This window comes from Caulobacter rhizosphaerae, from assembly GCF_010977555.1.
GTDB lineage: Bacteria > Pseudomonadota > Alphaproteobacteria > Caulobacterales > Caulobacteraceae > Caulobacter > Caulobacter rhizosphaerae.
Genome location: NZ_CP048815.1, coordinates 2,231,455 through 2,243,242, shown reverse-complemented (window position 1 = coordinate 2,243,242; position 11,788 = coordinate 2,231,455). Strand labels below are relative to the sequence as shown.

9 protein-coding genes, 4 tRNA genes and 1 pseudogene are annotated in these 11,788 nt (G+C 67.7%); 3 read left to right on the top strand and 11 right to left on the bottom strand.

The features are described from left to right. Nucleotides 1-409: 409 nt before the first annotated feature. The gene (locus G3M57_RS10525) at nt 410-2,809 is read right to left on the bottom strand and encodes a membrane-bound PQQ-dependent dehydrogenase, glucose/quinate/shikimate family (RefSeq protein WP_163230377.1); all 2,400 of its coding nucleotides are present in this window, start codon (nt 2,807-2,809) and stop codon (nt 410-412) included. An 824-nt stretch (nt 2,810-3,633) separates the two neighbouring features. Between G3M57_RS10525 and G3M57_RS10520 the strand changes: the two genes are divergently transcribed. Together G3M57_RS10520 and G3M57_RS10515 are read left to right on the top strand one after the other, a co-directional pair. Then, on the top strand, nt 3,634-4,236 hold the full coding sequence (locus G3M57_RS10520; RefSeq protein ID WP_163230375.1) for a hypothetical protein: 603 nt from the start codon (nt 3,634-3,636) through the stop codon (nt 4,234-4,236). Between the two features lie 24 nt (nt 4,237-4,260). After that, entirely contained in the window at nt 4,261-4,527 is a 267-nt protein-coding gene (locus G3M57_RS10515; RefSeq protein WP_163230373.1) for a hypothetical protein, read from the top strand. A gap of 88 nt (nt 4,528-4,615) precedes the next feature. On the opposite strand, the gene G3M57_RS10510 is transcribed toward G3M57_RS10515, so the two are convergent. After that, nucleotides 4,616-5,413: a hypothetical protein gene (locus G3M57_RS10510; protein WP_163230371.1), complete on the bottom strand. Its 798-nt coding sequence runs from the start codon at nt 5,411-5,413 to the stop codon at nt 4,616-4,618. 547 nt (nt 5,414-5,960) lie between these two features. On the opposite strand from G3M57_RS10510, the pseudogene G3M57_RS27445 reads away from it, so the two are divergent. Further along, a pseudogene (locus G3M57_RS27445) lies at nt 5,961-6,971 on the top strand (recombinase family protein); the annotation flags it as partial. A gap of 162 nt (nt 6,972-7,133) precedes the next feature. Here the strand turns inward: G3M57_RS27445 and G3M57_RS27440 are convergent. The 9 genes from G3M57_RS27440 to recJ all read right to left on the bottom strand — a co-directional run bounded on the left by G3M57_RS27440 (nt 7,134) and on the right by recJ (nt 11,632). Next, nucleotides 7,134-7,421: a hypothetical protein gene (locus G3M57_RS27440; RefSeq protein ID WP_230983787.1), complete on the bottom strand. Its 288-nt coding sequence runs from the start codon at nt 7,419-7,421 to the stop codon at nt 7,134-7,136. 126 nt (nt 7,422-7,547) lie between these two features. After that, nucleotides 7,548-7,624: transfer RNA gene (locus tag G3M57_RS10500), tRNA-Arg, on the bottom strand. Nucleotides 7,625-7,657: 33 nt separating this feature from the next. Continuing rightward, nucleotides 7,658-7,963, bottom strand: coding sequence for an ETC complex I subunit (locus G3M57_RS10495; RefSeq protein ID WP_056760052.1), 306 nt, complete (start codon nt 7,961-7,963; stop codon nt 7,658-7,660). A 47-nt stretch (nt 7,964-8,010) separates the two neighbouring features. Continuing rightward, nucleotides 8,011-8,087: transfer RNA gene (locus tag G3M57_RS10490), tRNA-Pro, on the bottom strand. Between the two features lie 75 nt (nt 8,088-8,162). After that, nucleotides 8,163-8,675: a DUF192 domain-containing protein gene (locus tag G3M57_RS10485; RefSeq protein WP_163230369.1), complete on the bottom strand. Its 513-nt coding sequence runs from the start codon at nt 8,673-8,675 to the stop codon at nt 8,163-8,165. Between the two features lie 93 nt (nt 8,676-8,768). Next, nucleotides 8,769-9,371 (bottom strand): stationary phase survival cold shock domain protein CspD, encoded by a 603-nt coding sequence (gene cspD / locus G3M57_RS10480; protein WP_056760050.1) that lies wholly within the window; start codon nt 9,369-9,371, stop codon nt 8,769-8,771. A 173-nt stretch (nt 9,372-9,544) separates the two neighbouring features. After that, nucleotides 9,545-9,619 (bottom strand) — tRNA-Glu (locus G3M57_RS10475). A gap of 54 nt (nt 9,620-9,673) precedes the next feature. Next, nucleotides 9,674-9,748, bottom strand: a tRNA-Glu gene (locus G3M57_RS10470). 69 nt (nt 9,749-9,817) lie between these two features. Next, nucleotides 9,818-11,632 carry a single-stranded-DNA-specific exonuclease RecJ gene (gene recJ, locus G3M57_RS10465; protein ID WP_163230367.1) on the bottom strand — a complete coding sequence of 605 codons (1,815 nt, stop codon included), beginning with the start codon at nt 11,630-11,632 and terminating at the stop codon, nt 9,818-9,820. Nucleotides 11,633-11,788 lie beyond the last annotated feature (156 nt).

Below are 11,788 nucleotides of genomic sequence, written 5' to 3'. Positions count from 1 at the left end.
CCGTTTGCCCGTAGGCCGATGTCCCGAGCGCGATGAAACTCGTAGAGCCCAGCGCGACCGCATACGCGATCCGCCTCATTTTGAGAGCCATGTGGTGCGTTTCCTCAGGTTTGCTGTTCAGCATTTTCTTGGCTGGAGCAAACCGAAGCTCGCCCCCCAACCTCAGAAACGAGCGGCGGCGAATTTTCCGCCGACTTTTTGGGAGCAGTCGCCAAGACCTGGGACGGCCGGCCCTTGACCGGCAGGCATCCGCCAAGGGCTGATGTCCAAGTTTCCACGCTCGACCATCGAAACGCACTCAACGGGATAGTCGAACCGGCTGGGCGGAGCACCCTCGACTTTGGTGATGCATTCCGCTTCAGCCGGCGGCCCACCGCAGACCGACGCTGGCCGAGTAGAGCGCGTTCCTTCAGCGCTTCGGCGCGGCGTAGGCGATGATCGAGTCGCCCAACTTGGTGCCCAGCGAACTGTGGCCGCCGGCCACGATCACGATGAACTGCCGGCCGCTCGCGGGCGAGCGATAGGTCATCGGGGTGGCCTGACCGCCGGCGGGCAGGCGCGCGCGCCAGAGGACGTCTCCGGTCCTGACGTCGTAGGCGCGGACATAGTTGTCAATCGCCGAGGACATGAAGGCCAGGCCGCCGGCCGTCACCATCGGTCCGCCCAGGCTGGGCACGCCCATCTTGAAGGGCAGCGGCACGGGCGTCTGGTCACGGACGGTGCCGTTCTTGCGCTGGTAGACGACCTTGCCGGTCACCAGGTCCAGGCCCGCGACATAGCCCCAGGGCGGCGCCTGGCACGGAAGGCCGAGCGGCGACAGGAACGGGTTCAGGTCGACGGCGAACGGCGCGCCGCGGTTTGGGTTGTAGCCATGCTCGCTGGAGCCCTTCAGGTCCGATCCGCCGCTCGGGCCCTTGCGATCAGCGCCAGCCTGGTGTCGCGGGACCAGCCGGTCGACGAACCCCATGTAGTTGGGATGGGCGAAGGCGATCTGGCGTTCGGGATCTATGGCCATGCCGCCCCAGTCCATGACCCCGAAGTTGCCGGGATAGACCAGCGATCCCTGGACCGAAGGCGGGGTGTAGGGCCCGTCATAGCGCAGGCGGCGGAACTTGATCCGGCAGGCCAACTGGTCGAGCATGGTCGCGCCCCACATGTCGCTCTCGCGGGCGCGCTGGGGCATCAGGCTCACGCTGGAATAGGGCTGGGTCGGCGCCGCCCAGTCGCCCCGCGCCGCACCCTGCGGAGCCGGGCGTTCGTCGACCGGATGGATCGGCGCGCCATCGCGCCGATCCAGGACGAAGATGTTGCCAGTCTTCGTCGATTGAACGAGCGCCGGGACACGGCCCTTGCCCGGGATGTCCAGATCGACGAGGGCCGGCTGCGCCGGCACGTCCATGTCCCACAGGTCGTGGTGGACGGTCTGGAACACCCAGCGGGGCCGTCCGGTGGCGACATCCAGCGCCAGGATCGAGGAGGCGAACCGCTCGGTCGTCGCCGGACGCTGGCCGCCCCACTGGTCCACCGCGCCCATGCCCATCGGCACGTAGATCAGGCCCAGGGCCTCGTCGACGGCCGAGGTGCTCCAGCTGTTGGGCGAGGATTCGCTGTAGCGCTGGCCTGGCTTGAGCGGCGTGGTGTCGTCGGGTCGACCCGGGTCGAAATTCCAGACCAGGCGGCCGTCGCGGACGTCGTAGGCGCGGATCACGCCCGACGGCATGTGGATCGACTTGTTGTCGTAGATGGCCCCGCCCAGCACCACGAGATCGCGGGTCACCAGGGGCGCCGAGGTGAACTGGTACCATCCGCGCTCGTGCGGCGGCATGCCGGCCAGCGTGTCCACCTGGCCGTCACGGCCGAAGCCGGGACAGAGGCGGCCGGTGCGCGCGTCGAGCGCGATCAGCCGCGCGTCGTTCGTCGCCATCAGGATGCGCTGGACGCAGGGCTCCCTCGCGCCCTCGGCCGCCGCCGGCCCATGGAAGGAAACGCCGCGACAAGTGAGATGCTGCAGCTCGGCGGGCACGGCGATGTGCGGGTCGAACCGCCAGCGGGTCGCCCCCGTCTCGGCGTCGAGCGCCAGAACGATATTGTGCGGCGTGCAGAGATAGACCGTATCGGCCACCTTGATCGGCGTGACCTCGTAGGTCGTCTCCTCGGGGTCCCCGGGCCGCTTGAGGTCGCCCGTGCGGACATGCCAGGCCACTTGCAGCTGGCCGACGTTGGCGGGCGTGACCTGCTTCAGCGGCGACCACTTGTCGCCCGCCCAGGAACGGCCGTACGCGCTCCAGTCTCCCTCCGCGACACCGCCGAGGTCCGTCGCCACGGGCCGTCGCACGTCGGGAAGGCGTCCTCGCAGGTCGTGGCTCGTGGCCATGGAGACCACCGCCACGACGCAGGCCGCGACCATGGTCAGGGCAAGCGGGCCGGCGCGCCATCGCCAAGGCCTCGCCTTGTCCGAACCGTCACCGAGCTGGCGCGTCACCCACGGCATCAGAAGCAGCAGGCCAAGCGGGAACAGCAGGTCGCCGCGCGGCGTAAGCTTCCACCAGTCGAAGCCGATTTCCGCGACCGCCCACACCAGGGTGACGGCGATGACGGCGGCGAACACGTGGAGGGCGGTGGCCCGCCGGCGCCACAGGAGCACCGCCGCCACCAGCAGGCCCGCCCCGGCCGCCGCATAGTAGGGGCTGCCTTTCAGCGCCAGGAGCCAGGCGCCGCCAGCGAGGTTCAGAAGGCCAAGGAGACCGATTGCAACGGCCAGCGCCGCGATCAGAATCGGAGGTCTGTTCATGCCGGCGGGCTTGCTCATGGGACATCCGCTCTGATCCGCGATCGCCATCGCGACGATGCTCAAGCGAGCGCTCTCGCGCTTTCGCCGCCTGGGCTTCGAGATGCAACGAAGGACGTCCCGATTGGCTCCAGTGCAAGACATTGGAAGCCTCAGAAGCGCGACGTTTCCTGGTCAGGCGCGTTGACCTCTCGCAAAGTCCCTTCCCGCTCCTCGGGATCGTCGCGCCTAACGACAGGTGACGAAGCTGGCCGGACGGCTCAACGCGCCCGACGAGCGCCGGTGCGCCTTGAACACCGAGCGCCCCAGATAACGTCGCCCTCCGCCAATCTGAGGAGACCCTGCCGTGCACAGCCTCTCGGCCTTCGACGCCGCCGCCATCATCGTCGTCCTGATCGCCGCCCTGGGGTGTGCAAGCGGAGGGGCGGCTTCGCGGGGACCCGGCTGCAGGGCGTCATTGACCGATCGTCCAGCCTTGAACCGCCTCGCCCGAAGCTGGGCGGAAGCCGATCCGAAGCGCGCCGAGGGCGGAGCCCTAAGCCACGCGGCCGCAAGGCCGCCATCAAGAATGAAGCCTGCACAGGAGCCCGCGCACCGCGCGTGGCGGGAGGCGGCGTCGAGCGGCCGGCGGCAGGCCAAAGCCTGCCCGCAGGGGTCGCGCCCGAGGGAGCGGCGAAAGCCGCGGGACCGAGCGTGACCGCCGGCGGCTCTCCCTATGCCGAAGGCGCGCAGGCTCGCCGAAAGGCGAGCTGGAGCCATCCCAGCGAATGTCTCGGCGCCGGCTCTCGTCGCGCGCCGATGCTCAATCCGTTGCGGACCTTGGCTCGAACGGGCAAATCTGCGGGATGGGTTTCATCCTCGCAAAAAGCCTCGCCCTGATGGGCTTCGCCGCCAGCGCGGCCTCGGCCGCGGCCGCGGATCTTCCCAACGAGGTGACCAAGCAGCTGCCGCCTGGCTACGCGGTCCTGGCGTCGACCCGGGCGTCCGTCGAAGGCGGCCATCTGTTCTACGTCGTGGCGCTTGGCTCCACGCGCGAGCCAAAGCCATCGGGTCGTGCGCCGGCAAGGCCCCTGCTCGTCTTCGAACGGCGCGCCGATGGCGGCTATGGGCTCGCTGGACGCAACGACGAGGTCGTCCTGCGCGCCGATGACGCGGGCCTCGCGGGCAACGGCTGCGACCCCTTCGAGGACGGCCATGTCGTAGCGAAGGGTCCGTACCTGACGGTCGAGAACGGCGTCTCCTGCGGCGCGCACTGGACGGACTACGTCACCTTCCGGTTCGATCCCCAGCTCCGGGGCTATGCCTTCGACAACTGGCGCTTCCAGTCCTGGAAGCTGAACCCCAGCAATGATCCCGACGCGGAGGCGCTGGTTGCGGACGTCGATCGGCTGGTCCGCTCCCCCAAGGGCCGAAAAACGCCGTTCGCGACGTGGCGCAGGCCGCGCTGACCCGACTCAGCTATTCGCAGCGCCATGACCCTCGACGAACTCGACAGGATGATCGACCTCTACGCCGTCGAAGGCGGCCCAGGCCTGATCAAGCTCTCGGCGGACACTTGGTGCGCGTTTCCAATGAATTCCGGCGCCCGGTGCGCCGATCAGCGGCGTGGCATCCACTACCGGGGAATCCGGATCTGGGTTTCGCGGGCGTTCGAGGACCAGGTGTTGTCGCGTACGGAAGCGATGGCCTTGGATCACGACGGCTTCGAAGACCTGACGGCGCCGCCGGAGAGAGGCTGACCGCCGTACGCCTATTTGCCGAACCTTCCGCGTCAGGCGCAGACGCCAAGTTCGCCCCTGGCCTCATAGCGGAAATTCCACGTCACCTTCAGCCCGGAACGCACCACAGCGCCATGCGCGCCAGGCGCGGCGAAGGGCACGGCCCCGTCGGCAGGGGAAGCGGCTCGCCAGGTTTCCACAAGCCCAACCGCTGGGCCATGTTCGGCATTTCGGAGTCGATCACCGCCAGCGGGTTGCCGTCGCCGTACCGCGTGGCGCTGCGGTAGCGCAGCACCTGCTTAAAGCCGCCGTCAGCGGGCGCGTTGACCACGACCCAGAAGCCGAACGGGGCGTCCTGTGTCGGCTCGACCGAAACGATGTCGCCCTTCAACGGCCCGCGCTCGATGTAGCGGACCTGCTGGTTGTTGTTGCGACCGGTCAGGTGGTCGTAGACGCGCTCGAAGCGGTCCTCGGCGGGCCGGTAGGCGAGCACCTGCGTCCGGACCAGCTGGTCGCCATTGCCGCTATGGACGCTGCCGGTCTGGACCAGCAGCAGGGCCCGACCCGAGGGGTCATGGACGACCCTCGCCTCGCGCAGATCGTGCGGTTCCAAGAAGAAATCGCTCTTGCCCGGCTCCCCGACCGTGGCCTTCAGACTGGGATCGCAAGGCGCGGTGGGCGCCTTGCGCAGGCACAGGTGCAAGGGGCCAGGGACCTTGTCGTCGAGAAATCCGGTGGGATCTGGGACATCGGCGTCCTGGGTGACGGTGAAGCGCCAGGCCGATCGTGCCGAGAACGCTTTGGCCAGGTCGAGCGACTTGACCAGGGTGGGAGCCGGCGTGGCGCGGGCCGCGGCGAGCGATGCGGGCGCGCTCAGGGCGAGGACCAGGACCAGTGGAATCTTCAATCTCAACATCGGCACGCGGCACTCAGGGCTTCGTCGCCGCCGGCGCGGGCGGCTTACCCCAACCCTAGCCAATGGCGTTTTCGGGCAACAGTGCGATAGAGGCTGAAAGGCGTAGCGCGACCATATTGTTCGGAATGTCCGGTAGCCCGCACGGACGTCAGCTCTTTGAGCCGAGCCGGCTTTCACGCCAAAGCCGCCGTTCGCCTGTCTTTCCACGATCGCGATCACGCCCAGCTTGTTCCGGGACCTCTTAGGGCGTGAACCTGAGCGATGCCTCGACATCCACCCCGGCGCCGCGTCGTCCCAACCGACCTGCACGACTACCAAAATAAATTTCCGGCCCGACTACCAACACCCCCTGCCTCGCGTGTCTCCATCAAGGTTTCGGACGACTGGCCAGACGCGCCGCCTATCAGCCTGCGCGAACTCCAACTGACCGAGGCCTATCTGGAGAAGGTGCTGGCCGAATTGCTCGGACCCCTGCCCTGATCCGCAGGAACGAAGATGGCCAAACGCAAGACACCTCCCCCCCCCCGCCCTGCTCCACGTGGCGCTCTATCTTCGGGTCTCGACGGGCCGCCAGGCCGAGAGCGACCTGTCCATTCCCGACCAGGGCCGCCAGCTGCGCGCCTACTGCGAGGCCAAGAGCTGGCCCGTGGCCGAGGAATTCATCGAACCCGGCAACACGGCCACCGACGACAGACGGCCCGCCTTCCAGCAGATGATCGACGCGGCGATGGCCAAGCCCCCGCCGTTTCACGTCATTTTGGTGCACTCCTTCTCGCGGTTCTTCCGCGATCAGTTCTTGTTCGAGTTCTACGCTCGCAAGCTGGCCAAGAACGGGGTGCGCATCGTCTCGATCACCCAGGAAGTCGGCGACGACCCGATGGGCGTGATGGTGCGCCAGATGATGAACCTCTTCGACGAATACCAATCGAAGGAGAACGCCAAGCACACCCTGCGCGCCATGAAGGAGAACGCGCGGCAGGGCTTTTGGAACGGCGCCCTCCCACCGTTGGGCTACCGGGTGGTGGCCGCCGAACAGCGCGGCGAGCGGATCAAGAAGAAGCTGGAGATCGATCCGATTGGCGCCGAGACCGTGCGGACGATTTTTCGCCTGGCGCTTCACGGTCACGACGGCAGCGGGCCGATGGGCGTCAAGTCGATCACCAACCACCTCAACGACAACCGGATTACGACGCGCGGCGGCGGCCGGTGGGGCGTGGGCACGGTCCATCATACGCTGACGCGGACCACCTATATCGGCGAGCACGTGTTCAACAGCCGCCACTGGGCCTCGCAGGAGCAAAAGGACGACGACGAGCGCGTGATCATGTCCGTGCCGCCGTTGGTCGACCGCGAGACCTTCGACGCCGTCCAGCGGGCCATGTCGCTGCGCAACCCGCGCGCCATGGCGCCACGCTTCGTGACCAGCTCGGTTTTGCTGGGCGGCATCTGCTTCTGCGGCCTGTGCGGCAAGGCCATGACCCTGCGCACCGGCAAGGGCGGCGCCTACCGCTACTACACTTGCTGCACCAAGGCGCGCCAAGGCGCGACCGGCTGCGAAGGCCTGTCCGTTCGCATGGATCTGCTGGACGCCTCGGTCATCGACCACCTGGAAAATCGGCTGCTCAATCCCAAGCGGTTGGCCACGATGATGGACAACATCCTCGACCGACGCTCGGACTGGATCGAACGTCGCCATCGCCATGTCGCGGATCTAAGAAAGCGGGCGACCGAAGCCGACCAGCGCTTGCAACGCCTCTATCTCTCCATCGAACAAGGAATCGTCGATCTCACCGACCGATCGCTCAAGCAGCGGGTCGCAGAGCTGAAAGCGCAACGCGACGCCGCGGAAGGCGACGCTCAACGGGCCGCCGCGGCGATCGACAAGATCACACCGGCTCTGACCCCGGATTTGCTGCGCAGGTTCTCCGAAGCGACCCGCCAGATGTTCAGAGACAACGAGGGCGCGTACCGCCGCGATCTGATCCGCGCCGTCGCGCAAAAGGTGGAATTGCTGTCGCCTTTCGAAGCCAGAATCTGCGGCTCGAAGGTCGAACTGCTCAGGACCCTGGCGTCCAACAATGGCGTAGAATCGGCGGCTCTAGCGGTGCCGGGTTTTGTACGGGAATGGCGCGCCCTGCTGGATTCGAACCAGCGACCGCTCGCTTAGAAGGCGAGTGCTCTATCCAGCTGAGCTAAGGGCGCGCAAGCCCCTTGGGGAAGCTTGAGGTGGAAGTCCTAGTGGGTCCAGGGTTGCTTGCGGCCGGCGGCGAAGTTGTCGGCGTAGGCCTTGATGATCCGCTTGGGGGTCTTGGGCTCGAACAGCTGGAACGGGATCTCGTGACGCTGGGCGTAGGCCACGGCCTCGTCGCGGGTCTCGAAGCTCAGGCGCACCTGGCCGTTCATGTCGCTGGACTGGGTCCAGCCCATCAGCGGGTCCGAGCGTCTGGCCGAGGCCGGCTCGAACTCCAGCAGCCAGTCCTTGGTCTTGGCCTTGCCGGACTGCATGGCGGTCTTGGCGGGGCGGTAGATGCGGGCGAGCATGAAAGCCTCTCCAGGTCGGACGTCGCCCCCTCGAAAAGGGGTCTAGGTGGTCGGAGCGGCAGGATTTGAACCTGCGACCCTCTGGTCCCAAACCAGATGCGCTACCAGGCTGCGCTACGCTCCGAAACACCGAGCGGCTGCTCTACAGGGCTTCGCCGCCGGGAGCAAATGGAACGGGCGCCCAAAACCGAAAATGAAGTCAGCCTTTCGGGAAGATTTTGTTGAGCACCCGGTCGCCCGGCAGGATGCCCAGTTGGGCGGCGCGGCCGCCGGGAATCTCGAGCACGCCTCCGACGACGCCGCCCGAGGGGATCGGCGTTTCGTCGTGCGGCACGGCGTTGCGGGCGATCGACAGCACGCGGCCGTCGGGCGCGATGTAGAGGATGTCCAGCGGGATCAGGGTGTTCTTCATCCAGAACGCCGCGCGCTGGGGCGGCTTGTACGGGAACAGCATGCCGCGGTCGGGGGCCAAGGCCTTGCGGAACATCAGGCCCCTGGCCTGCTCGGCCCTGGTCACGGCCAGTTCCACCGTGAACTTGGCCCGTCCCCGGCTGGTCAGGATCTCGACCGTGTCGAGCTTGCTGGAGGGCGTGGAGGCAACAGCGGCCGGCTTGGCCCGCGCTTGCCACGCCTGGGCCGGAGCCGCCGCCAGAATCCCCGCAACCAGGGCCAGCCCGGCAAGCGCCAGCACTCGCCGTCCGATCGTCGTCATCAAGCTCACACGCGCCTCGTCATCATCGCTGCGTCCCGCCGCGCGGCGATCCTACGACGTCGTGGCGCAATGGCGAAAGCCGGCCTGCGATTCTCAATCGTCGCCCGGCGTGATCTCGGCGACGACCAGGCCCTTGGGCCCCTCGGCGAAGCGCACCATCACATCGTCGCCCGGCTGCAGGTCTTCCAGACCGCCGCGACGCAGGGTCTCGATATGCACGAAGATGTCGCCCGGCTGGCCGTCGCGAACGACGAAGCCGTAGCCCTTGGTGCGGTTGAACCACTTCACCTTGGCGCGTTCGGCCGGCCCCACCGGTTCCAAGGCCTGGCGGCCGCTGTCGATTCCCGACCGGAAGCCGTCGCGACGCAGGCCCATGCCGCCCTCGCCGAACGGACGCTTGGGACGCTCCATGGGGACGCTGGCGGCGCTTTCATCCAGATCCACCACCTCGGACACCTGCCAGCCCTTGGGGCGCTTGACCACGTCGCAGACGATGATCGCGCCCTCCAAGGCCGTCTCCCGACCACAGTTGCGCAAGGAGGTGACGTGCAGCAGCACGTCCTTCAGGCCCGTCTGGCCTGGATCGTCGGGGACGATGAAGCCGTACCCCTTGCCGGTATCAAACCACTTTACGCGACCGCTGATACGCACGAATTCCTCATGCGATCCCGAGTCCTCGAAATCGAAACCAGACATTCCGCCCCTCTGGCTCGCCCAGACAGCCCAGGGGGCGAGCACCACAGAATAACACTGTTCTCGCGAGGCGAGCGCCGTCAATAACCAATTGACGTCACGGCGCGACCAGAACCACCGCGCGACATTTCGTCGCAGCAGCTAGACCGACATCAACCTGAAATGTCCGTGGTGGGTGGTAGTCCCTAGGGGAGTCGAACCCCTCTCTCCAGAATGAAAATCTGGCGTCCTAACCGATAGACGAAGGGACCACGGCGCCTGCATTAGGCGGGTATTCGCATGTAAAGTCCAAGTACGCTTCGCGGTGGTAGTCCCTAGGGGAGTCGAACCCCTCTCTCCAGAATGAAAATCTGGCGTCCTAACCGATAGACGAAGGGACCACGTGGCCGCGAAGAGCAGGCGATATACAAAGCTTCCCCCCGGGGCGCAAGCGACGAAGAGCAGTTTTTTCAGGTGGTGCGCATGCGGGGGTCGGCGACGTCCTCGATCTCCAGCTGGACGCCTTCCCGGCCCATGTAATCGTCCGGTTTCAGACGTCCCACGACATGCAGGGCGCCGCCGCCCGACAGCAGGCGCTCGCCCAGCGGGGTCTCGGCTGAGCGCCAGGAGATCGCCTTGATTCGGTCGCCCGACGGTCCGACCAGGTCGACCCGCACGTGGCCGCCCTTCATCGCCATCATCCGCTCGGGACGCACGCCGGCCAGGGCGAACATCGGCTCGGGATTGCCCGGACCGAACGGCGACAGCTGCTGGAACTCGCTCCAGAGGGCGCGGCTGGCGGCGCGCGGCTGGACCAGGGCGTCGATCTCGACCCCCTCGACGCCCACCGCCTCCATCTCGCCCGCCAGGCGCTCTTCCAGGAAGGCGCGAAACTCGGGGATCGAATCAGGGCGGATCGACAGGCCCGCGGCCATGGCGTGGCCGCCGCCGGCCATCAGCAGGCCCGCCTCGAAGGCCGCCTGGATCGCCGCGCCCAGGTTGACGCCGGGCTGCGAACGGCCCGAGCCCTTGCCGACATTGGCGGCGCGGTCGACGCCGATCACCACCACAGGCTTGCGATAGCGCTCGCGCAGGCGGCCGGCGACGATGCCGATCACCCCAGGGTGCCATCCCTCCCCCGCCACCACGATGACGGAGGCGTCGGGATCGAAGTTGCTGCCGCGCTCGAGCAGGGCGGCGGCTTCCTCGACCACGGCGGCCTCGACTGCCTTGCGCTCGGTATTGAGGCCGTCCAGCTCCTCGGCCAGGGCCCGGGCCTCCAGCGGGTCGTCGGTGGACAGCAGGCGCGCCCCCAGGTCCGAGCGGCCGATCCGTCCGCCGGCGTTGATGCGCGGACCCAGGATGAAGCCGGCATGGAACACCGAGGCTGGCCCCGAGCCCTTGCCGACCTCGAACAGCGCCTTCAGGCCCGGATTGCCCCAACTGGACATCGTCCGCAGGCCCAGGGTCGTCAGGGCGCGGTTGAAGCCGACCAGCTGGGTGACGTCGCAGACCTCGCCCATGGCCACCAGGTCCAGCCATTGGCGCAGGTCGGGCTGCGGCCGCTCGTCGGTGAACAGGCCGCGTTTGCGGGCCTCGCGGTTGAGGGCGGCCAGCAGGACGAAGGTCACGCCTGCGGCGGCCAACACGCCCTGCCCGCTCTGACAGCCCGGACGATTGGGATTGACCACGGCGGCGGCGGCCGGCGGATCCTCGCGCATCAGGTGGTGGTCGATCACCACGACCTCGAGGCCGATGGTGGCGGCGCTGGCGATGGCGTCATAGGCCGCCGCCCCGCAGTCCAAGGTGACCACCAGCTCGGCCCCGCTGTCGCGGATGGTCTTGAAAGCCGCCGGGCTGGGGCCATAGCCCTCCGTCAGGCGGTCGGGAATATAGATCGGCAGCTCGACGCCCATGTGCCGGAACCAGCGCACCAGCTGGGCGGCGCTGGTGGCGCCGTCGACGTCGTAGTCGGCGAACACCATGGTCGGCCGTCCGCTCTCCAGCGCGTCGACCAGGATCTCGGCGGCGCGGTCCATGTCGGTGAAGCTGGAGGGGTCCGGAAACAGCGCCTTCAGGGTGGGGCGCAGATAGTGCTCGGCGTGGTCGACGCCGACGCCGCGCGAGGCCAGGGCGCGGGCCAGGGGCTCGGACAGGCCATGGAGCTGCTGGTGGCTGCGGGCGACGGCCGCATCGCCGGGTCGCTCCCGCCAAGCCCGGCCGCTGATGGAGCGGGCCACGTCGAGGAAGTGGGCAGATGCGAGGGCGGCGTGTCCGTCGGCCATGGCTCAGCCCTCGCGCGTGGAAAGGCTGCTGGAGATGCGGAGCTTGGCTGTCGTGGTCATCTCCCGAACCTACGCCCTTTGGCGGATTCGCTCCATGTGGCGCGAGGGTGGAAGATAGGGCGTCGGTGCGTCAGAAACGGACGCGGTGCTCGGGGA